This is a genomic window from Acidipila sp. EB88, assembly GCF_003858395.1.
In the GTDB taxonomy this organism is placed as follows: domain Bacteria; phylum Acidobacteriota; class Terriglobia; order Terriglobales; family Acidobacteriaceae; genus EB88.
Genome location: NZ_QWEV01000005.1, coordinates 2127967 through 2148844 on the forward strand (window position 1 = coordinate 2127967; position 20878 = coordinate 2148844).

Below are 20878 nucleotides of genomic sequence, written 5' to 3' on the forward strand. Positions count from 1 at the left end.
GAGAAAGCGATTGCGCTTACTGCGCCGCAGCGGCTGTTTTCGCAGGCGCAGGCGAAACTGCCGGAGGTGTCAGCCCCAGGTACCGGTCGTACCACCCGAACCAGCGCGTATACCGATCGCGGATGAACGAAGGCCGGGTGAAGCCGTGAAACTGTCCCGGGTACACGATCAGCTCGGCCGGCGTACCGACACTCTTGAGCGCTTCGTACATCTGCTCTCCGCCCTCTACCGGCACGTTGAAGTCCTGGTCGCCACCCATGAACAGCGTGGGCGTCTTGATGCGATCCGCGTGGAAAAACGGGTACGACAGCTTAATGTAGAGGTCAGGGTTTTTCCACGGCGCTCCGATCTCGTTGTCGTACTGCAGGATGTACTCATCCACGCCATACAAGCCGAGCAAATTACCCATGCCCGCACCGCTGGAGGCAGCCTTGAAGCGCGTGGTGCTGGCGATGGTGTAGTCCGTGAGGATGCCGCCGTAACTCCATCCGCCAATAGCCATCTTGTCCGCATCGATGGTGCCCGTGGCCACCGCCGCATCGACCGAGGCCAGCAGATCCGTCACTTCCTTGTTGCCCCAGTCCGCGTTGATGGCGTGCGAGTAGGCGAAGCCACGTCCATTGGAGCCGCGATAGTTCACGTTGAGCACCGCGTATCCATGCGCGGCAAAGAGCTGCCGCGAAAGGTCAAACGTGTGCATGTCTTCCGCGGTGGGGCCGCCGTGGATGAACAACAGCATCGGGGCCTTGGTGCCGGGCTTGTAACCGACGGGCATGGTCAGCAGGCTATGCACCTCGTTGCCGTCCTTGGTCTTCGCTTCGAGATCCTGCGTCGGCGCCAGTTCGAGCGACGCCACCAGTGCATCATTATGGTGCGTAAGTGCGCGCAAAGTGCTGCCCTCAAGCGCATACATCTCCGACAGCTTGCCGTCTGTGGACCAGAGCAGCGCGGTGTGGTCCTTGGCGGAAGCGAGCGCCGCCGCATCGCCCGGCCCTTGCGTCAGGCGCTCAGGCGCGGCATCCGCTGCAAGCGGGATCCTCTCGGCATAGCTGTTGCGGTCGTCGGTTACCGTGACCAGCAGCGCGGTGCCGTCCTCTGTCCACACGGGCGCGCTCACCGGGCGATCGAGCTTGGTCGTCAGGATGCGCACGGTGCCGCCGGCTGCCGGCACCACGGCCAGACGCTCCTGGTTGTAGATGGAGTAGCCCGGCGTTACTGCTTCGCGGAAGGCGATGGTCTTGCTGTCCGGGCTCCACGCCAGCGGGGCTTCGTCGGGGCCCTTGAAGGTCGTCAGCTGGCGCGGCGTGCTGCCTGGCTTCGCGTCTACGACAAACACGTCTGAGTTGGCGGTGCGTGTCGGGTCGGGCAGTTCGCGGCGGCTGGTGAACGCGATCTGCGTGCCGTCCGGCGACCACTCCGCGTCGTGCTCTTCGAAGCGATCTTCTTCGTTGGGGATCAGGCGCGTGGTCTTCGCGGTCGCGATGTCAAAGAGAAACAGGTGCGGGTGCTTGTCAGTCAGGTAACCCTGCACGTCCTGCTTGAAGTGGTAACCATCCATCACGATCGGCTTGGGCGGCACGGGCTTCCCGTTTTTGGGCTCTTCCGGCTCATCTTTCGCCTGCAGCGTCAGCAGCAACTGCTTTGAGTCGGGCGACCACCGGTAGTCTTCGAGGTCTTCCTTCACACCTGTCAGTTGTCGCGCTTCACCACCTCGACGATCCAGCACCCAGACCTGCGTGCCCTTGGCCTTGCCCGGCCGACCCGAAGTAAACGCAAGGTACCTGCCGTCCGGGCTCCAGCGCGGCGCGCCCGCGCCTTCCGTGTCGTAGGTCAGCTGGATCAACTCGGTGCCGTCCCAGCTCAGCATCCACAGGTTCGCGACGTTCTTGTCGGCTTCTGTATCTGTATGGCGCAGGGTGTAGGCAATCCACTTACCGTCCGGCGAAATCTCGGGTTTGCCCACCTGCTGGACCTTGGCGAGATCGTCAAGGGTCAGGCGGTGTGGCGCCTGGGCAAAGAGGGTGGATGCAAGCAGCGGAAGGATGGCGAGCGAGAGGGAGCGCGGCGTCATGGCGCGAGTGTAGCAGTCTGCCGGGCAATGGCTGCCTGCACTTTCTGCCTCGCTTTTATGCCGGATCTTGAATCCGGCGGACAGCTTCAGCAGGCAAGCCAGCTACGCAGCATTCTTCTTTTCAGTGCAGGCAACGTTTACTGGTAAGTGGCGCTCACACTGCGCATACGGCATACAGCCCTGAGTACGGAAAGAGGAAGCAACATGCATGGATTTATTTGGTGGATTATCGTCGGGCTGATTGCCGGCTGGCTAACGGGCAAACTCATGAGCGGCGGCGGTTACGGCGCGATCATGGACATCATCATCGGCATCATCGGTGCATTCGTGGGCGGCTTCATCATGTCGCACCTGGGCTTCGCAGGCTCGGGCGGGCTGATCTACACCGTGATCGTGGCCGTGATCGGCGCAGTCATCCTGACGTTCCTGCTTCGCCTTGTCACGCGAGGGCGGGTACAGCAGGTTTAGCTACCCGCAAGGATCTGCGCCAAGGGCCCCAGCATCCCTGGGGCCCTTGGCGTTGCTGTTGGCCGAGTCCAGAGGCTGATGGCGGTATTCTGAACAGGTACGTTTTGCCACCGCCTGCAGACCATGCCTGCGTGGAGCGCCACCCCGGGGAATCTAGTTCGGGATCTGGCAGCATCGGCAGCGTACAGAGCAGGAGACATGCATGAGCGTCCGCCAACGGCGCGTAGTTGTCACCGGCGTAGGCCTGGTTAGTCCGCTGGGTACTGGCAGGGAAAAAACATGGGCTGGCATTCAGGCCGGCGAGCCAGGCATCGCACCGATCACGCTTTTCGATGCCACAGGCTACGTCTGTAATTTTGCGGGTGAGGTCAAGGACTTCGAGCCGCACCTGTTTGTAGACCGCAAAGACATCAAGAAGATGGGGCGCTTTATCCAGTTTGCGCTTGCTGCCGCGGCCGAGGCCATGACACAGAGCAAGCTCGATATGACGCACGAAGAGCGCGATCGCGTGGGCGTTTACGTCGGCAGCGGCATCGGCGGCTTCGAGGTGATCGAGCGCGAACACTCCAAGCTGACCACGAGCGGCCCCGACCGGGTCTCACCGTTCTTTATCCCTGCGACCATTGCGAACCTTGCGGCGGGGCAGATCTCCATCCGATACGGGGCAGCCGGCCCGAACCTTACTGTGGCGACAGCCTGCACGAGCGGTGCCCACGGTATTGGCGAATCCTTCCGGATCATTGAGCGGGGCGATGCTGACATCATGATCTGTGGTGGAGCAGAAGCCGCGGTGACGCCGCTCTCCATTGCGGGCTTCTCCGCCATGCGTGCGTTATCCACCCGCGTGGACGACCCTGCGCACGCATCGCGTCCGTGGGATATGAGCCGCGATGGTTTCGTGGTGGGTGAAGGCGCGGGCATCCTGATCCTGGAAGAGCTGCAGCACGCCGTGCAGCGCGGTGCGGTGATCCTGGCCGAACTGGTTGGCTACGCCGCCAACTCGGACGCGTTCCACACCAATGCCCCGCCCGAGGATGGCGAAGGTGTGCGCCGCGTGATGCAGCTGGCCTTGCGCGATGCCGCGCTGGAGCCGTCACAGGTGCAGTATCTCAACGCCCACGCCACATCCACCCCGATGGGTGACCGGGCAGAGGCAAGGGCTATCTGCGCGGCCTTCGGCGACGCCGCTCCTGCGCTGCTGGTCAGCTCCACAAAGTCCATGACAGGCCACCTGCTGGGCGGCGCGGGCAGCCTCGAGGCCGGAATCACGGTGATGGCACTGCGCGACCAGGTTGCGCCGCCACTCACCAATGTGCACGACGCGGAGCCTGACTGCGGCTTCCAGTTGGTTCGGGACAAGGCGCTGCCCACCGCGATGGAATACGCCATGACGAACTCGTTCGGCTTCGGCGGCACCAACGCTTCGCTGATCTTTAAGCGCTACGTGCCCGACGTACACGTCCATGGATCGTGAACCGCCAGCGGCCGAAAGGCCGCTCGCAGACGTTTAGAGTGGAAGTATGAGTACGGTTTTCTCGAGGGTCGACCTCGTTGGCGTCGGTTTGAATGCCACGGATACACTGATTCCCCTTGCGCACTATCCCGCACGCGGCTCCAAGGTGGAATACCACACGGCCAGCGTACTGCCCGGCGGACAGGTCGCCACCACGGTCGTGGCCTGTCAGCAATGGGGCATGCGCACCCGCTATGTGGGCAAGCTGGGCGACGACGCTGCCGCGGCCCTGCACCGCGAGGCGTTTGCGCGTGCAGGGGTCGAGGCGCAGCTGATCTCGGTCTCGGGCGGGGCCAGCCCGCAGTCGCTGATCTTTGTGGATGCGCAGGGCGAACGGACCGTGCTGTGCCGGCGCGACGAACGCCTCGTGTTGCAGCCTGCCGACCTCGCGCAGGAGTGGATCACCAACGCGCGCGCTCTGCACATCGACGGACACGATACGGCAGCAGCCCTGTGCGCCGCCCAGTGGGCGCAGGCCGCGGGCATACCGGTCATCGCGGATCTTGATGAGATCTACCCCGGAATCGACGAGCTGCTCCGCTGCATTGATTACATGATCGTCAGCCGGGACTTCCCGCTGCGGCTCATGCAGCAGGACGATCTTCCGAGCGCCCTGTGCGCCATGCAGGCGCGATATGGCGCCACATTGACGGCAGCTACCCTTGGCCCGGATGGAGTTCTGGCGTGGGACGGGCAGCAGTATCACTACCGCGCGGCGTACCGCGTGCCGGTGCTGGACACTACAGGGGCAGGGGATATCTTTCATGCTGGCTTTATCTACGGGCTGATGCAGGAGTGGCCACTCGAGCGCCAACTGGACTTCGCCTGTGCCGCCGCCGCCATGAACTGCATGGGCGCCGGCGCCCGCGGGGGCATTGAGTCACGCGAGAAGATCGAAGCCCTTATGGCAACCGGCGAGCACTACGGTGAGGCGTACTCCTGTGCCGAGCTCAACCTGATCAAGGGTTAAACACCGCGGCGATCCGCCCTCGCAGGGAAAGGATCGCCTGGTGTTCTGTTTGCCGTCGCCCGGGTCAGGCTTGTTCCAGCGAATGCCATGTGTGGCCCGAAGTAGCCAGCAAGGCGTCGGCCGCGTCCGGACCGGTCGAGCCCGCCGCATAGTCCGGGAACTCCGCAGCCGGAGACTTCCAGGCATCCAGCAGTGGCTGCACCATGCGCCAGCCTGCTTCCACAAACTCCGCCCGCTGAAACAGCGTTGCGTCGCCCTTCATAACGTCGTGGAGCAGGCGCTCGTAGCCTTTTCCATGTGTTTTGAAAGGCCCTGCCGGGAACTGAAAGCGCATGGCGCCGTGCTCCACGACCGTTTCGATTCCGGGCGCCTTGGTGCCAAACGACAGCTCGATGCTTTGCTCGGGCTGCAGGTTGAAGAAAAGCTGGTTGGGCGATTGCGGCTTCTGGTGGTCCTGGGGAAACAGGCGCGCGGGTGGCTGGCGAAAGGTCACGACGATCTCTGTCATCGCACAGGAAAGCCGTTTGCCTGTGCGCAGATAAAACGGAACGCCCGACCAGCGCCAGTTGTCGATTTCGACGCGCATGGCAACGTAGGTCTCCGTGTTGGATTCGGGTTTGACGCCGGGCTCCTTGCGATACCCGGGCACATCCGCGCCCTTCAGCTTGCCTGCTCCGTACTGGCCGCGCACCGCGCTTTTGTCCACCTCGTCCGGCGCGATCGGGCGGATCGACTGCAAGAGCTCCACCTGCTTGTTGCGCATGTGCTCCGCGCTCAGCGAGACCGGTGGTTCCATCGCTACCAGGGACAGGAGCTCGGCCATGTGGTTGGGAACCATATCGCGCAGGGCTCCCGATGCCTCGTAGTAGCCGGCCCGGCCTTCCACACCCACGGTCTCCGCCGCCGTGATCTGCACATTGTCGATCATGGAGCGATTCCAAAGCGGCTCAAACACGGCATTGGAGAAGCGGAATACAGCAAGGTCCTGCACCGCGTCCTTGCCAGCAAAGTGATCGATCCGGTAAATCTGGTCCTCGCGCAGGCTTTTCTGCAGCTCCGCGTTGAGCGCGACGGCCGACTCCAGGTCATGACCGAAGGGCTTTTCGATCACGAGCCTGCGCCAGGCATGTTCGTCTTCGGTGAGCAGCTCGGTGCGCGACAACTGCGAAGCCATGGTTGCGATAAAGCTGGGCGCGACTGCCAGGTAGAAGAGCCGGTTCGCCGGGCCCTGTGCCTTTTTTTCCAGTGCCTCGATCGTGCTCTTGACCGTGTCGAACGACGCAGGTTCGGTGAAGTTGGCCGTTTGGTAGTGCGAGCGGTCCGTGATCCAGCTGACTACGCCCGCATCGGCATCCTCGCCCCAGAACTCCTTCAGCGTGGTGGAGACGTGGTCGCGAAACTTCGCATCGTCCCATGCATCCATGGCAACGCCCAGGAGTTGGAAGGTATCGGGCAGCACCTTAGCCGCAACCAGGTTGTAGAGCGAAGGTAGCAACAGGCGCTTGCACAGATCACCACTCGCTCCAAAGATCGTCATCAAGCACCCGGGTACCTGTGTCGCTTGTGCCTCCTGCATCGCCTGCTCCTCTGCCTTGCCCTCTATTTTGGCTGGCCCTTGCTTTGTTGCTTAAGCTACGCTTTCTGTTGTCGAGAGTGCTGCAGAGTTAAAAAAAGCGCAAGCCATGAGGCCTGCGCTTTTTCGTTTCAGAGGAGCTCTGGTGTTGAACTAAACCAGCCGGGCGATCGGCGGATCGTTCGGGCTGGGCTGAGCGTGCTCAAAGTTGGGCAGGACCATCGGGGTTTGCAGTGCGGCGCTGACCATCAGCGCAAGGTTCAGACGGACTGGCGTGAATGCCTCGCACACGCTGCGATAGTCCGGCCATGCACGCTGTCTGCCGGCAGTTTCTGCCCACTCGATCGTGCGCACCCGCTCCCGCTGGGAGGCGTGTGCGGCCAAGCTCTTTACCTTGAGTCCCCACGAGACAGCGATCTCGACCTTGAGTGAGCCGACAAACTGTGACGTGGAGGGGCCTTCGTAGAAGAGGATGCTCGGGCTGCGACGTGCCGCCGAGACAACCGACTCGCTGAGCACACGATGGTCCGAGTGGGAATCCATCGGTGCATGCGTCATGATCAGGTCCGGCTTGTGCAGGTCGAGCTTCTCCTCGAGCACGCGGACGGTGCGAGGACCGGACAGGGAACCATCCGGTAGATGCCCGAAGTCCACGTTTACGTTGAGGATCTTCGCGCTGTTCCGTTCCTCATCGAGGCGCAGCGAGGGATCGCCACCCAGTTCGCCATCCGTCATGGTCAGGAACGTGACCCGCCACCCGGACATGCGCAGCAGCACTGAGAAGCCGCCAGCCCCCAGGGCGCAATCATCTGGGTGAGCTCCGATAACTAGGGCACTCTTGGGCTTCATCATAAGCTTCTAATCCTCCGCATCGACTGCAGCGCTGTGCCGACGCGCTTCCAGGTTGGACTGCTATACGACAAGCTAGATTGGTTCTAGGTCGTTTGTAAGGAGAGTATAAGTTCAGTGGTGACAGGCAGCCACGTTACCATCGTGCTCTGGAAACACCATCGGTCTGCATCTATCGGGGTGGCAGGTGGAAGGAGTTCGACGTACCTCGACACGCATGTGCGCGGCGCGGCATCCCACCTTTGCATATGCGCACGCACAAGGTAAATGCCGGCGAAGTACAGCTCCATTACGAGCAGAGCGGCCCCAGGAAAGGGCAGCCGCTGCTGCTGGTGCACGGCTGGCCCGACTCGCCCCGCACCTGGGACAAGGTGCTGCCCGGGCTCCACGCTGCCGGTTTCCGCACCATCGCGCCGTACCTGCGCGGGTACGGGCCTTCCCGGTTTCGCGACCCGATCTTCGGCCGCAAGCCACGTCGCACTGGGCAGCCCGTCGCATTTGCCCACGATATCCTTGCCCTCGCGAACCACTTGAAGCTGGAGCAGTTCTGCTTTGTCGGCCACGACTGGGGTGCACACGCGGGCTACGCGCTGGCCGCGCTTGCGCCCCGGCGGGTGCGGTCGCTTGTTACTCTTTCGGTACCATTCCAGCCGGAACCGGTGACCCCGCCTCCACTGCCTCAAGCACAGGCTTACTGGTATCAGTGGCTTCTGTGCACCAAGCCCGGAGAGCAGCGCTTCCGCAAGGATCCGGTGGCATACGGCAGGGCGCAGTGGGATGCATGGAGCCCGGGCTCCTGGTACAGCAATGCCGAACTGGAAGAGGCTGCAGCAAGCTGGCGTGGCACGGACTTTCAGGATGTGGTCCTGCATAGTTACCGTTCCCGCTGGGGGCATGCTCCGCTCGATCCGAGGTATGCACAGTTGCAGGCACGCTTTGCGGCGGTGCGCACACTCAGTACCCCGACGCTGTTGATCCACGGCCGGGAAGACCATTGCACCCTTGCCGAGACGACCGACGGTGCGGAGCAATACTTCCGAGCGCCGTATCGCCGCCTGCTGCTGGATGCGGTGGGGCACTTCCCGCAGCGGGAAGCTCCGAAGGCGGTCGTGGCAGCCATCCTGGATCACCTGCGGCGATAGCCCTCTGCGCAGGGTGCATGCGGGAGTAAGTCTGCCGGATAAGTATTCCTGGCTAAGTGCAGCGTTGCCTTTGACTCGCGTCGCCTCTATGGCCCGGCTGGTTACTCCCCGGTGCGTGGCGCTTCTGCCATGGCGGGGGCGGAGTATTGTTGCAGGGCAGCTACCACGCGCGCGATTACCGGTTCCCACCCTGCCGCAGTGCAGCCATAAACCGGCAGTTCGGCTTGTCGAAACAGCCGGGCCGATGGATACCAGGGGCTGCCTTCTATCTCGGGCTGCGGCGATGGAGGAGCCAGCCAACGCCAGTCCACGATGCGTGGCAGCAGGATCCAGGTGGCAAGATTCTGCGTGGCCGCGAGGTGTGCCACCGCCGTATCCACAGAGATCACCAGGTCGAGCGACGCCAGCACCGCCGCCGTGTCGCAGAAGGTGGCAAGTGTTGGTGTCTCCAGGGCAAAGCCACAGTGCGCGATCTGGCTGGTGGCCGCGCCGACCTGCAGCGAAACCAGCTCAACACCCGGCACGGCGCTCAGGGGTGCAAACAGGGCTAGCGGTATGGAGCGTTCGTGGTCACGTCGATGTGTCGGGTCACCAGCCCATGCCAGCCCGACCCGCAAAGTGACTCCGTACTTCTTGGCAGGGAATGTCTCTGCTCCTGCTGCATCGGGAAAGGGCAGAGGTGGCGGGATGCTTGCACCCGTGGTTCCGCATGCAAGGGGCAGGCTGAGCAGGGGCGTGTGGCAGTCTGCGGGCGGAGCGGCTTCGCCTTGCTTTACCACTGCGACCAACCCGGGCATGGATGCACTGAGGCGCTGCACGAGCGAGCAGAGAAGCGGTTGTATCTCGAGGATCACTTGCGCGCCCGCGGCGAAGACCAGGGGAAGATAGCGAAGGAACTGGATGGTATCCCCGAGACCCTGCTCCGCGTGGATCAGCACGGTCCTGCCCTGGATGTCGAAATCGCCAAGCCAGCATGGGGTGGTGAAGGTGCGCCCTGCCTGGCGGTAGTGATCCCACTTCCATCGCCACTGGTAGTGCGGCCAGCCAGCTTCGTAGTTGCCGCTCCGCAGAAGGTGCACGCCCAGGTTCCAGTGATAGAGAGCATTGTCCGGCTCAAGCTTCACTGCCGATTGCAGGTGCTCTTCTGCGTCCGCCTCTGCGATGAGGCTTAGTACCTCGCCAAGATTGCTGTGTGCGGCGGCAAAGCGCGGCTCGAGGGCAACTGCATTGCGCAGCAGAGACACGGCCGCGGCATAGTTTCCGCGATCGCGGTGCACGGTTGCCAGGTTGCTGCAGGCCTCTGCATACAACGGATCGATTGCGCGGGCAGCTTCAAACTGCTCCATCGCGCCATCGAGATCGCCTTCTTGTTTGAGAACGCTGCCAAGGTTGTTATGTGCCACGGCAAGTCGAGGATCCAGGAGAAGCGCATGGAGAAAGCTTTGGATTGCAGCGGCAGGCTGCTGCAACCGGTGCAGGCAGATGCCTAAATCGTTCCATAACTCGGCCCGCGCTGGAGCCAGCGAGAGCGTGCGCGCCAGTGCATCTGCGGCTTCTGCCCACGACTGGCTCATCACGAGAATCGTGCATTGAAGCATTGCCACGTCTAAGTCGGCAGGGGCCGACCGGGCAGCTCTCGCTATGAGTGTGCGCGCACGTGTTGCTTTGCCTGCCTGCATAGCTGCCGACGCTAATAGGCGCAGCGCAACGGGTTGCTCCGGCTCGCTTGCAAGCACTTGTTCGCAAAGTGTCGTCGCGGTCGCCGGGTCGCCTGCGCTGTGTGCAGCCAATGCTGATTGAAGCTGTTGTGCAACGAGGGTGTTCTGCATGCGGCGTTTCCGAAGGATGCGAGGCTGGCGCTTGTGCTCAGTACCACTTCTCCCCAAACGCCCCCAGGCCTGCTACCAGCTATCTACCCATGCACAGCATAAGGCAGCAGAAACGCTCTTACTTGGCTGCCAGCCGTGCAGCCTTCTTGGCGGCACGCTTCTGTGTGGCCCAGCGCTTCCGCTGTGCTTCTGCGATCCTCTGGCGACCTTCTTCACTCATGGTCCGGCGGGTCACAGGCTTTGCCTGCTTTGTGGCTGCGGTCTTGCGCGGAGTGGGTGTAGCCGTTTCAGCCGAGGAAGCAACAAGCGACTTGCGAGCCACAGCGAGTGCGTTCATGGCCTGATCAATGACGGAGAGGAGATTATTTTTTGCCATTCTCTTAGCTTAGAGGAACTAGGTGCTTTGTACTCGGAAACGAGCAGTATTTTCTTCACTCATTCTTTATGAGATAGTGACCAGGTCGACCTGAAAGCCACCTCGGCAACTCTTTTCGTAACCAGAAAAGGTGAAGAGGCCGCTCTTGCCCGCCTCGGAGCGCCGGCATTGCATGCGGATGTTTCCCGGTGTGCCTGCCCGCACTAAGTGCGATGTGGAACTGCGATCGGGGCGCGCCGAGCTTTCAGAACCTGCGTGCAACGAGCCAACGTTGAAGCCCGGAATGCGCAATGCTCGATCACGACAACGAAGATGAAGTGTTGCCGGCAGGCGGCAAGTGTCCTTGTTCGCGAGCCCCAGGAAGAACGAAGAGGCCGCGCTGCTGTTACGCCTGTGTCATCCGGCGGTGCCACCCAGGTCATCATCCTTGGTCTCACGGATCAACGCGAGGCCGCCCAGGGTAAGCAGCGCAGAGAGTGTGAGATAGTACCCGACGTACTGCAGCCCGTAGGTGTGCGCGAGCCACGTCGCAATATAAGGTGCGAGGGAAGCGCCGAAGATGCCTGCCAGGCTGAACGCCAGGGAGCTGCCGGTGTAACGAACCGGCGTAGGGAAGAGTTCAGAGATCACCGTCCCCAGAGGGCCATAAGTAAGTCCCATCAGCGTGAGTCCGACTGCGAGCATGGCTCCGGCTCCCGCCATTCCGGCTGCGAACATGGGGGCGAGTGCGAAACCGTAAACCGCGATCGCAAGGCTAACGACTAACATGATTCGGCGGCGACCCTGTTCTGCCAGCGCTGCAGATACTGGAATCGCGGCTGCGAAGAAGCCGGTACCGATCAACTGCAGCAGCAGAAAGGTACCCCGGTCGTAGTGGAGCGCGGTTGTTCCCCACGAGAGGGTGAACACGATCATGAGGTAGAAGAGAACAAAGGTGGCCATGCAGATGAGGATGCCGGCAACAAGCGCGCGCGTATGCGTGCGCAGCACCGTCACGATCGGGAAGCCCACCGGCTCTGCGCGTTCCATTGCCGCGGCGAATACGGGCGTCTCCGTGATGGCCAGTCGAACGTACAGGCCTAACAACACAAGCAGCGCACTCGCGAGGAACGGCAGGCGCCAACCCCATGCCGCGAACTGCGCGTTGGACAGATAGTGGGAGAGCAGCAGAAACACGCCGCCCGAGAGAAAGAAGCCGATCGGGGCGCCCAGCTGGGGAAACATGCCATACAAGGCGCGCTTGCTTGGAGGCGCGTTCTCAACCGCGAGTAGCACGGCTCCGCCCCACTCACCGCCGAGGCCGATGCCCTGGCCGAAGCGGCACAAGGCAAGCAACAGCGGCGCCGCGATGCCGATGCTGTGATACGTAGGCAGCACGCCGATGGCGAAGGTCGAGATACCCATGGTCGAAAGCGCCAGCACCAGGGTCTTCTTGCGGCCCACGCGATCACCGAAATGTCCAAACAACGCCGAGCCTATCGGGCGCGCAAAGAAGGCGATGCCGAAGGTCGCCAGCGAGGCAAGTGTGGAGGTGGCGGGGTCGGATGCGGGAAAGAAAAGCCGGGGGAACACCAGGACCGCTGCCGTGGCATAGATGTAGAAATCGAAGAACTCCACCGCTGTGCCTACGAGGCTGGCAAAGAGCACCTGCCTTGGTGTGTTGATCAGCGGCGTGGCGTGCCTGTTGGCCAGGGAAGATGCGGCGGTGGTGTCGCCTGTCATAGAGCCCTTTCAATCACTGCTTCTGGATCCCGAGCATACTCGGCCCACGAGCCGTCGTAGAGGCTTACCTGCGTGGCGCCGCAGATAGCCAGCGCAAGCGCGATCACCGCAGCCGTCACGCCAGAACCGCAGGTTGTGATGACGGGTCGCTCGAGATCGACGCCCCACTGGCGGAACAGTGTTGTAAGTTCAGTGCTCGGCTTCATGCGGCCGTCGCGGATCAACTCGGTGTAGGGCACGTTCAAAGAACCCGGCATATGGCCGGATGCGATGCCTGGCCTGGGCTCGGGTGCTGTGCCTGCAAAGCGGGCGCGGGAGCGCGCATCCAGAATCTGCGTGCGGTGCTGCGCTTCTTCAGAAAGCACCAGCTTGATGCGGTGGATGCTGCTTACGGCTTCTGGATCAGGCGCAGCGTGAAAAGAAGCGGCGGTTGTTGGTACAGGGCCGGTTTCTACAGGCAGCGCAGCCTGCTGCCAGCCAGGCAGTCCGCCATCGAGGATGTACACGCGTTTTGCCCCGAGGCTTCGAAGCATCCACCAGGCACGCGGTGCGGAGAAGACATCACCCTGTTCATAGACGACGATCAATGCGTCTTCGCTTACGCCGAGTTGTTGCATGTCCCGCGCAAACCGCTCTGCGGAGGGCAGCATGTGCGGCAAGGGCGTCGTGTTGTCCGAGAGTCTGTCGATATCAAAGAAGTGTGCCCCGGGAATATGCGCTGATAGATATTGCTCGTAAGGAGGAATGCCGGGCGCGGACCCTGGCGGCGCGAGTGTTGCGTCGAGGATGTTGAGCCGCGCGCTGCCAAGTCGCTCAAAGAGCCATGAAGGAGAAACCAGCGGGTCCATGCAGGGATGGTATCGCGGCCCGCGACCGACGGGAAGCGCAGGCTTTGAATAAGAACCAGCGGTGCTGAAAGGCAACGAGAAGAACACGTACTAGGTCGTACTTTCTTTCTCCTTCGCGTTCAGCGCGGATCTAACGTCGAGGATGAATGAGGAGGTAGTACTCGGCTGCGCTCCAACTGAAGTTGAACGAGTTCTGCCCTGCGCCCGTCACCGGGTTATATGTCTCGCGAAAGGGCTCGGCGCCACTCAGGCCAGGCGAGTTGCTGAGCAGCTTGTCGCGCATCCTGTGTACCGTTGCTGCTGCGCTGTAATTCTCCATGCCTTGTATGGCGAACACCGCCTGGTCGATCCAGACCGGGCCCCTCCAGTAACCGGCGCCGGGAGTGAACAATGGATCATCCTTGGCGAGTGTCGGGAATGGAAAGTGCGTGTCGAACTTGTCCGGGTCGCTCATGATTGCGATCGCACGCGTGGCTTGTTCCTGGCTTGCGACCTTTGTCCACAATGGAATCCAACCTTCTGGTCCATAGGCGCGGATGCGTGATTGATCTCCGAGGTGCACGTCAAAAAAGTAGCCTGCCGATGCATCGTAAAAAACCTGCTGAATGCGCTTCCGCAGGTCGGCAGCCTCTTTGCGCAATCGCTGCGCAAGTGTGTTCTTTCCAAGCAGGGCTGCCATGTCCGCGAGTTCGAGCTTCTCCTGGTAGAGATAACAGTTCAGGTCGACGGACTCCTGGTCGAGGGACCAGGCAGCATCTGTGTTCTTCAGCATCCTGGCATGGTCAAACCGCACGGCATTGTCCATGCCGCTCTCCCAGCGCGCGGCCTCCAGCGTGCCGTCCGTGGCGCCATACTCGGCCAGGCCATTGTGATCGTGGTCGCGGCTGGTATACCACCACTGGTGATAGTGATAGAGCCTGTCGAACATTTCTGCGACAAACGCGCGATCGTGCGTTTGCGTGTAGATCGCACTTACAGCCCAGGCTGCAAGCGGAGGCTTGGAGTCCCTCAGGTTGTTCTCCGCGCGGCTGCGCGAGATCTTATCCGGGATCATGCCATCAGGCAGCTGGCAATCAAACAAGGCGCGAACCTGGTCCTTGGCAAGCTCGGGCGCAAACCGCGCAAGTGCCGCTGCATGCTTCCACGAGTCCCACGCCCAGAACGCGTTGAAGTCCGGGTTGGAGTAGGAGGGGAAGAGGCCGGCATGCTGTAAGTCGCCCAGCGGCGCGCGCCAGTTTCCAAGCAGCGTGATCACCGCCTTGCGATTGATTCTTCGCACATCGTCGCGGTGGGTAAGTGCGGGCAAAAGCTGCGCACTCTTCTGCAGATAGTGCTGCCATCGTTCCCCGGCCAGCGCCCAAGCCTCTTCCGGGTCGCCGGTCCATGGTTGAAGCCTGGCGCCGCTTGTCCCTGGCAGGTAGGTTTGCTCCAGGTACAAGGTTGCGGGTGTATGCGCTTCCAGTCGGGTGGCATCGGGCAGCGTAAAACTGTAGCTTCCGCCCTGGCTATGCGCAGGTTGCACCTCGATGCCCGGCACCTTCTCCGTGAGGCTATCTCCTGCTGCCAGCACGTTGCCTGGCTGCGTGCCACCAAGGCTCACGCGCACGAGCGTAGGATGGTCCGCTCGCAATGTTACGTGCACAAGCGTGGTTGAAGCAGAGGCATAAAACAGTGTCTCGGTCGCAGCGATTCCCGCTCCACAGGCGTTGCGCACGAGCGCGCCGGCGAGCGCAACGCCACCATCGTCGCAGGCCGCAAGGGGGATCGCCTTACCCGTGGTTGCATCGTGCAGCGTCAGCACAGCAAAGCGTCCACCTGTCCAGAGACCGCCTCCAGTCGCTCCCAGAAAAGGGCCGATAAAGCCTGTGCTCGCATCTGCAATCGATGGCAGTGCGTAGCCATGCCACGCGCCCTGGTCGAAGAACATCGCAGGCGACCGGTCGCTCGGGGACGCTGGCTCGTGGTGCAGGTCCAGCAGGTTGGGCATGTCCTGGATCGGCCACTCCGCGCGCACCGCTGAACCGTTGGACGCGAGCGCGCACTGGGGGGTGCAGGAGACAAGGATCGCAGCAGCGACCACAGTGAGTCGACGAGACCGGCTTTTCATTTGCCTATCACCTTCGCATACGGGCGCGGGCACTGGGAAGAAGCTTCGCCTCCGGGGAACGCCGCGCCGTCGCGGTATGCATCAGTGGGTGCACCCTCGACCTTGGCACAGGCGTGTGCCATAGTTGCATGGGTCACGAAGGGAGCGATCCTTTCACCCGTGTTGTGCCGAAATGATCCTGGTGTCGAAGCAAGGTTGAGATTGATGACGCGTATGCATACACAGTTCGCGGCGCTGCTGCTGGTAATGGCGACCTGGTCGATTCCAGTACAGGGCTCGGACCTGCCGATGCCCCAGACACGCTTGCCTTCAGGCATTTTGCAATCGGTCGAAAATGCCACTGTTCGCTCGGCGGATCACGGCCTCGTGCTTGAGCGCATCGACCGCGGCGTACCCATGCAGCTTCACTTTGCAGACTGCCAGGGCATCGGCGTAGAGCGCGAAGCCGCGCAGTGGTGGATCGTTCCCACCGGTCTGGCAAAAGGCCCGGTACATGCCAACCATGACTTCTGGGTGCTGCCCGCAGACCCCATGTCGCAGAACAAGTCCTGGCATCTTGACGTGAAAGGTGCCGAGCTGACCGCGAGTGCACAAGGTGCCGGGCTGGTTGTCTCGCTCGATGCGCAAAGCCTCGCGCTCTCGACCGACGAAGCGCGGCCGCACAGCGACCCGTTTGGCAATCGCTTTGCTCTCAACATCCAGCAGGGCCCCGCGCTTGAAAACGCACTCGCTGCTTTTTACTGGGGCACCATGCTTCCCTCAGTGGTTGAGAAGACCATGGCCGCCCACTTTCCGTACAGCAGTGGCTATGTGCTGAGCACGCTGAACGTGCAATCGTACGCAGGCTCCTACCCAGCTGTGGATCATGAGTTTCAAATCCGCGGCCGCGTCGCGATGGCGACCGAAGCTGATCTCGATATTGTGCAGCGCATGCTGGCACTGCAGTTCAAGCTGATGGACGACGACCCCGAGAAGCTCTATCGCAGCCCAACGTCGGTGCAGCCGAATGGAACCCGGGAGTACCACATTCGGAGAGATAGCAAGGACGCGCATCAGAACGCGGCCATGTTTCCTTTGACGGCAAACATCGAGGTTCTCGAAGAGAGCTGGCATTACTATGCGGCGCGTAAGGATGCAGCATGGCTGCGCAGCAACATCGCGCATCTTGAAAACGCAGCCGGCTGGGTGCTGCAGAATACGGATTCATACGGACGTGCCTGGTCGGATGTTTACTACGAAGACCAGGTCATAAAAGACGGCCGGGAAACAGAAGCGCAGGCGTTTGCGGCACATGCCTTTCAGCTGCTCGCGGACATGGAAAGCCTGCTCGGGCGCAAGGATCAAGCCACTCTCTATGCAGCGACTTCCAGGAAGATGGCCGCCGCGCTGATCGCTCCTCTTCCCGATGGCTACTGGAACCCACGCACGCACAGATTTGTAGACTGGGTGGATCGTAACGGTCAGGCCCACGACCACACCCCGCTGCTTGCGAACACACTGCCACTCACCTTCGGGTATGCCACTGAGGCACAGACTGCCGCAGTGCAGCAGTTGATGGAGGCGAATGCAGCGCAGTTTGAACAATTTCCGTCGTTTGTTGCCGCGGACATTGCAGCCTACGATAGCTCCGAGATGGGCACCGCTGGACCCTATGATCTAAGTGCGGCCGGTCGTTACTGGTACTGGGACGCGGCCTTTCGCGCCGTACAGGACCAGAATGCCTTGCTGGCTCGCCAACTCGAAACTGTTGCCGCGGAGGGTAGCCGGAATGGCTACTTCATGGGCGAGCGCTATGACATGGATCACGTGTATTACATCGACGGGAAAGACGCTCATGGTGCGGAGAAATACTACGAGTACCCCAACGTGTACGCCGCAGTCTTGATCAACAAGTACCTGGGCCTGGAGATACCGGCAGATGCGGACCTGTCCGTGAGTCCCCACCTCGTAGAGTACGGCGAAGTAGAATTCGCTAACCCGGCCTACGCTGTTCGCTACAGCTACAACGCAGAGGGCTTCACCCTGAAGAACCTTGCCGCCAAGACCCGCCGGGTCGATGTGGACCTGTCGGCACTTGGCAGCGCGCATGGCGCCTGGAAGATCACCGCTCCCGTGCCACGGGTGGGCGTCCGCTTCCATATGGAACTCGCGCCCGGACAGCAGGCTTCCTGGGTCCCGGCGCCCTGATTGCAGCAGTTGGTTCTGCGCAGAGTTCGCCAAGATGCGGCGCACGCAAATCGTGCGTCTGGTATGCCCGAAACGCGAGAGCTGTGCGTGTGACACCTGGACCGAGCAGAAAGGTGCCGGCCAATGATCAGCCACGGCGCACGCGACCAGCCGCCGCTGCATGAACCGGGCGATATTCTGAGATTTGATGTATATGGTAGGCACGACTGGATTCGAACCAGCGACCTCTACCGTGTCAAGGTAGCGCTCTAACCAACTGAGCTACGCGCCTGCGTATGCGCGGCAGGGCTGCCGCTTGCATGAGTATACAGCACCATGCCGGTCGCGGGGTGGCTTGTTCGCGGGCTCGGCCTCACGCGCGAAAAGAGCCCCGGTTCTAGTCGTAGCGCTCGAAGATGATCTGCTTGCGATGCCAGCCCAGAGCCTTGAGCCGTTCACGGCTTGCGGACACCATCTGGTTCAGGCCACATACGTAGGCATGCATTTCAAACGCAGCAGCGGCTGGGTCTGGCGGAGCAGCCGGCGCATCAGGAGATGTCGGCGGCGCCGCGTGCCCGGCCGCGAACGTTGCCAGCAGCCGGGCGGCATGCTCCTGGACATAGCCCTGCGCGCCGGTCCAACTCGCCTCCGCGCGGCTCAGCGTGGCGACGTAGTGGAAGTTCGGGTAACGCGCCGCAAGATCCTCGAAGTAGTCCTGGTAGTACACATCGCCGGCGTAGCGCGTGCCGTATACGAGGAAGAAGTCCTTGCCGCCCGAGCGATCCTCGCTGGTCGCCGGAAACAGGGCCTGCGCAAAGCCGCGCATGGGCGCGATCCCGGTGCCGGTCGCGATGCACAGGCTATGGGTGAGCGGCTCCCGCAGCACAAAGGTTCCATGCGGTCCATGGCATGCCAGCGTGTCGCCTTCCGCCAGATCGCATAGCAGGTTCGAGAAAAAGCCATTTTCGACCCGGTTGACGCACAAAGCGAAGCGGTTCGCATCGGGCGCGGACGCGATGGAATAGGCGCGCGTCTGTTCCTTGCCCTGCGCGTCCGGCGCCACGAACGAAAGAAACTGGCCTGCTTCAAAGTCGAACCTGGCAAGCGCATCGATGCAGAACTCCAGGTGGTAGCACTGGGCGGACGCGGAGAGCAGAAGCTTGCGGTCGAGGCGTGCAGTGTAGAGCGGTCGCAAGCAGTTCCTTCCGATGCGTTGAGTTCAGCCAAGCAGTGGCGACGCGGGCGAGTGAAGAGGCCTTGCCCAGTTTATCCCGCAGGGCTGGCAGCGGCCAGCTCGCGGAACCTTGCCGCGAGAGGCCCGGCGATTCGCCCGGACTGCGAGTCGCCGGGCGCCCGGACTCATCCAATCCACAGAAGGTTCGCGACGGGGCATGGCCACGCGCGGGAGGAGCAGTTTTGACAGAGCAGACGCAGGGTAAGACGGCATTGGTAGTCGGCAGCACGGGCATTACAGGAGGCAACCTGGCCGCGCATCTCAGCGCAACGGGCTGGGAAGTACTCGGGCTGGCGAGGCGGCCTGGAAAGCTGCCGGGGATCACGCCGGTGGCCGCCGATCTCACGAACCGCGCCTCTGTCGTGACAGCGTTGCGGAATCTGGCGCCCACGCATGTGTTCTATGGCACCTGGCTCCGAAACGACACCGAGGCGGAGAATGTCCGGGTCAATGGCGGCATGATGCAGACGCTGTTCGATGCACTGGCGGAGACGGGAGCACCGATACAGCACGCAGCACTCGTGACCGGCACCAAGCAGTATTTGGGGCCGTTTGAAGCCTATGGGCAGACAGCCGCGGAGACGCCCTTTCGCGAAGATAACCCGCGTCTGCCGGGGCTGAACTTCTACTACACGCAGGAGGACATCCTGTTCGCCGCTGCTGCGCGGAGTGGGTTCACCTGGAGCGTGCACAGGCCGCATTCAATCGTCGGTTTTGCGGTCGGCAACGCCATGAACATGGGCGTAACTCTCGCGGTGTATGCAACACTTTGCCGCGAGTATGGTGAACCGTTTGTGTTCCCGGGCTCGCACTTCCAGTGGAATGCCATCACCGACGTGACGGACGCGCGCCTGCTGGCTCGCCACCTTGCGTGGGCGGCAACCACCCCGGCGGCTGCGAATACCGCTTTCAATATCGTGAATGGGGATGTGTTCCGCTGGCGCTGGCTGTGGTCGCAGCTTGCCGCGTACTTCGGGGTGGAACCGCAGGGGCCGCCGGTTGCTGACGGAACCAACGATGGCCGCGATCTGCTCACGCCCAAGCTGGCGGTCGCGGGAGAGCGCTGGTCAGCAATCGCCGCGAAGTACGGGCTTGCCGAGCCGAATATGGATGCGCTTGCCTCCGCATGGCATACAGATGGCGACCTGGGACGCGAGCTCGAGTGCCTGAATGACATGCACAACAGCAGGGTTCGTGGCTTCACTGAGTACCAGCCGACGCTGGCCTCGTTTACCGAGCTGTTTGATGAACTGCGGGCGAGAAAGCTGATTCCCGCCTGACGTGGTGGCAACAGTTGTTCGCAGCGGGCGGAACTCCACTGGTTGGTGCGGGTTCCGGCCCGGCCTAGACTGCGGAGATGAACGCGTGTCTCTGCGTACCTCGCAAGGTGTCGGGAGCAACCCTGCATTGCTGGAAAAGGCTGAGACCCTGGCCGCTGTTGCGCTGGCGACTTAGCGCAGGCGGGACAGGGTAGCGGGGTCAGCCTCCCCCTGGAAGTACTTCCGCAAGGCCTCGTCAAAGGGGCTGGATGGTTCTTCTGCGGCTTCCGGCGGGCTGCCCGGACCCTCACCGTTACAGGCCGCAAACAGCGTCATCGACGAGCGGAACTTGATGTCGTCCGGCGTGCCGAAAATCTGGTTCGCGCTTCTGCCAGTAACGGCGTTCACCGCTTCGGTGCATGCGTGCAGGCGTGGCCCCAGCAGCGGATGCTCAAGATAGGCCCGAGCCTCCGCGCGCGAGTGAATGGCATACCGAGCCGCCATCGAGCTCGACCCCAGGCCCGCAACCTGCGGGAAGATAAACCACATCCAGTGGCTGCGTTTCTGGCCGGCCTGCAGCTCGGCCAGCGCTTGCTCGTAGATGCCCGCCTGCGCACTCACAAAGCGCTCCAGGAGGAATACGTCTTCGATCGCTGCTTGCTTGATCATGCTTCGACTCCGTCGGTGACCTGCATCTGGGTTAGGATGCGTGGCGATGCGGATGCCGGTGGTTCTCGATGTGGCCGTAATC

General features: G+C 62.2%; 16 protein-coding genes, 1 tRNA gene and 1 pseudogene. 6 read left to right on the forward strand and 12 right to left on the reverse strand.

What is annotated here, in order from left to right:
* Nucleotides 1–16 precede the first annotated feature (16 nt).
* Entirely contained in the window at nucleotides 17–2071 is a 2055-nt protein-coding gene (locus tag D1Y84_RS09465; RefSeq protein WP_233581310.1) for a S9 family peptidase, read from the reverse strand.
* 204 nt (nucleotides 2072–2275) lie between these two features.
* Here D1Y84_RS09465 and D1Y84_RS09470 point away from each other — a divergent pair, with 204 nt between their 5' ends.
* The 3 genes from D1Y84_RS09470 to D1Y84_RS09480 all read left to right on the forward strand — a co-directional run bounded on the left by D1Y84_RS09470 (nucleotide 2276) and on the right by D1Y84_RS09480 (nucleotide 5022).
* On the forward strand, nucleotides 2276–2539 hold the full coding sequence (locus D1Y84_RS09470; protein WP_124848289.1) for a GlsB/YeaQ/YmgE family stress response membrane protein: 264 nt from the start codon (nucleotides 2276–2278) through the stop codon (nucleotides 2537–2539).
* A gap of 202 nt (nucleotides 2540–2741) precedes the next feature.
* Complete coding sequence (gene fabF, locus D1Y84_RS09475; RefSeq protein ID WP_124848290.1) at nucleotides 2742–4013, forward strand: beta-ketoacyl-ACP synthase II; 1272 nt, start codon at nucleotides 2742–2744, stop codon at nucleotides 4011–4013.
* A 46-nt stretch (nucleotides 4014–4059) separates the two neighbouring features.
* Nucleotides 4060–5022 carry a carbohydrate kinase family protein gene (locus tag D1Y84_RS09480; protein WP_124848291.1) on the forward strand — a complete coding sequence of 321 codons (963 nt, stop codon included), beginning with the start codon at nucleotides 4060–4062 and terminating at the stop codon, nucleotides 5020–5022.
* Nucleotides 5023–5086: 64 nt separating this feature from the next.
* On the opposite strand, the gene zwf is transcribed toward D1Y84_RS09480, so the two are convergent.
* Nucleotides 5087–6598: a glucose-6-phosphate dehydrogenase gene (zwf, locus tag D1Y84_RS09485; protein WP_124848292.1), complete on the reverse strand. Its 1512-nt coding sequence runs from the start codon at nucleotides 6596–6598 to the stop codon at nucleotides 5087–5089.
* A gap of 150 nt (nucleotides 6599–6748) precedes the next feature.
* Nucleotides 6749–7447 carry a PIG-L deacetylase family protein gene (locus D1Y84_RS09490; protein WP_124848293.1) on the reverse strand — a complete coding sequence of 233 codons (699 nt, stop codon included), beginning with the start codon at nucleotides 7445–7447 and terminating at the stop codon, nucleotides 6749–6751.
* Nucleotides 7448–7692: 245 nt separating this feature from the next.
* On the opposite strand from D1Y84_RS09490, the gene D1Y84_RS09495 reads away from it, so the two are divergent.
* Nucleotides 7693–8586, forward strand: a complete 894-nt coding sequence (locus tag D1Y84_RS09495; RefSeq protein ID WP_124850040.1) for an alpha/beta fold hydrolase — start codon at nucleotides 7693–7695, stop codon at nucleotides 8584–8586.
* 101 nt (nucleotides 8587–8687) lie between these two features.
* On the opposite strand, the gene D1Y84_RS09500 is transcribed toward D1Y84_RS09495, so the two are convergent.
* From D1Y84_RS09500 to D1Y84_RS09520, 6 genes and pseudogenes are all read right to left on the reverse strand, one after another.
* Nucleotides 8688–10160, reverse strand: coding sequence for a tetratricopeptide repeat protein (locus D1Y84_RS09500; RefSeq protein ID WP_233581311.1), 1473 nt, complete (start codon nucleotides 10158–10160; stop codon nucleotides 8688–8690).
* Nucleotides 10161–10187: 27 nt separating this feature from the next.
* A pseudogene (locus tag D1Y84_RS18925) lies at nucleotides 10188–10415 on the reverse strand (tetratricopeptide repeat protein); the annotation flags it as partial.
* A gap of 118 nt (nucleotides 10416–10533) precedes the next feature.
* Nucleotides 10534–10791, reverse strand: a complete 258-nt coding sequence (locus tag D1Y84_RS09505) for a hypothetical protein (protein ID WP_124848295.1) — start codon at nucleotides 10789–10791, stop codon at nucleotides 10534–10536.
* A gap of 396 nt (nucleotides 10792–11187) precedes the next feature.
* Entirely contained in the window at nucleotides 11188–12513 is a 1326-nt protein-coding gene (locus D1Y84_RS09510; RefSeq protein ID WP_124848296.1) for an MFS transporter, read from the reverse strand.
* The gene (gene sseA / locus D1Y84_RS09515; protein ID WP_124848297.1) at nucleotides 12510–13361 is read right to left on the reverse strand and encodes a 3-mercaptopyruvate sulfurtransferase; all 852 of its coding nucleotides are present in this window, start codon (nucleotides 13359–13361) and stop codon (nucleotides 12510–12512) included. Before sseA ends, D1Y84_RS09510 begins: the two co-directional genes overlap by 4 nt.
* Nucleotides 13362–13491: 130 nt before the next feature.
* A complete protein-coding gene (locus D1Y84_RS09520) occupies nucleotides 13492–15468 on the reverse strand; it encodes a trehalase family glycosidase (RefSeq protein WP_124848298.1) in 1977 nt (658 codons plus the stop codon).
* Between the two features lie 213 nt (nucleotides 15469–15681).
* Between D1Y84_RS09520 and D1Y84_RS09525 the strand changes: the two genes are divergently transcribed.
* A complete protein-coding gene (locus tag D1Y84_RS09525) occupies nucleotides 15682–17655 on the forward strand; it encodes a hypothetical protein (RefSeq protein ID WP_124848299.1) in 1974 nt (657 codons plus the stop codon).
* Nucleotides 17656–17849: 194 nt separating this feature from the next.
* Here D1Y84_RS09525 and D1Y84_RS09530 read toward each other — a convergent pair.
* Together D1Y84_RS09530 and D1Y84_RS09535 are read right to left on the reverse strand one after the other, a co-directional pair.
* Nucleotides 17850–17926, reverse strand: a tRNA-Val gene (locus D1Y84_RS09530).
* A gap of 105 nt (nucleotides 17927–18031) precedes the next feature.
* On the reverse strand, nucleotides 18032–18829 hold the full coding sequence (locus tag D1Y84_RS09535; RefSeq protein WP_124848300.1) for a ferredoxin--NADP reductase: 798 nt from the start codon (nucleotides 18827–18829) through the stop codon (nucleotides 18032–18034).
* 221 nt (nucleotides 18830–19050) lie between these two features.
* Between D1Y84_RS09535 and D1Y84_RS09540 the strand changes: the two genes are divergently transcribed.
* Nucleotides 19051–20148 (forward strand): SDR family oxidoreductase, encoded by a 1098-nt coding sequence (locus D1Y84_RS09540; protein ID WP_124848301.1) that lies wholly within the window; start codon nucleotides 19051–19053, stop codon nucleotides 20146–20148.
* A 171-nt stretch (nucleotides 20149–20319) separates the two neighbouring features.
* Here the strand turns inward: D1Y84_RS09540 and D1Y84_RS09545 are convergent, their stop codons facing one another.
* Nucleotides 20320–20796: a DUF1810 domain-containing protein gene (locus tag D1Y84_RS09545; protein ID WP_199726385.1), complete on the reverse strand. Its 477-nt coding sequence runs from the start codon at nucleotides 20794–20796 to the stop codon at nucleotides 20320–20322.
* Nucleotides 20797–20878: the final 82 nt, after the last annotated feature.

Bases quoted from the DNA above. Each gene is read 5' to 3' on its own strand.
- D1Y84_RS09545 (WP_199726385.1), bottom strand. From the start codon at position 20,796: ATGATCAAGCAAGCAGCGATCGAAGACGTATTCCTCCTGGAGCGCTTT.
- D1Y84_RS09495 (WP_124850040.1), top strand. From the start codon at position 7,693: ATGCGCACGCACAAGGTAAATGCCGGCGAAGTACAGCTCCATTACGAG.
- D1Y84_RS09520 (WP_124848298.1), bottom strand. From the start codon at position 15,468: ATGAAAAGCCGGTCTCGTCGACTCACTGTGGTCGCTGCTGCGATCCTT.
- D1Y84_RS09465 (WP_233581310.1), bottom strand. From the start codon at position 2,071: ATGACGCCGCGCTCCCTCTCGCTCGCCATCCTTCCGCTGCTTGCATCC.
- fabF (WP_124848290.1), top strand. From the start codon at position 2,742: ATGAGCGTCCGCCAACGGCGCGTAGTTGTCACCGGCGTAGGCCTGGTT.
- D1Y84_RS09500 (WP_233581311.1), bottom strand. From the start codon at position 10,160: ATGAGCCAGTCGTGGGCAGAAGCCGCAGATGCACTGGCGCGCACGCTC.
- D1Y84_RS09480 (WP_124848291.1), top strand. From the start codon at position 4,060: ATGAGTACGGTTTTCTCGAGGGTCGACCTCGTTGGCGTCGGTTTGAAT.
- D1Y84_RS09490 (WP_124848293.1), bottom strand. From the start codon at position 7,447: ATGATGAAGCCCAAGAGTGCCCTAGTTATCGGAGCTCACCCAGATGAT.
- zwf (WP_124848292.1), bottom strand. From the start codon at position 6,598: ATGCAGGAGGCACAAGCGACACAGGTACCCGGGTGCTTGATGACGATC.
- sseA (WP_124848297.1), bottom strand. From the start codon at position 13,361: ATGGACCCGCTGGTTTCTCCTTCATGGCTCTTTGAGCGACTTGGCAGC.
- D1Y84_RS09525 (WP_124848299.1), top strand. From the start codon at position 15,682: ATGCATACACAGTTCGCGGCGCTGCTGCTGGTAATGGCGACCTGGTCG.
- D1Y84_RS09505 (WP_124848295.1), bottom strand. From the start codon at position 10,791: ATGGCAAAAAATAATCTCCTCTCCGTCATTGATCAGGCCATGAACGCA.
- D1Y84_RS09470 (WP_124848289.1), top strand. From the start codon at position 2,276: ATGCATGGATTTATTTGGTGGATTATCGTCGGGCTGATTGCCGGCTGG.
- D1Y84_RS09510 (WP_124848296.1), bottom strand. From the start codon at position 12,513: ATGACAGGCGACACCACCGCCGCATCTTCCCTGGCCAACAGGCACGCC.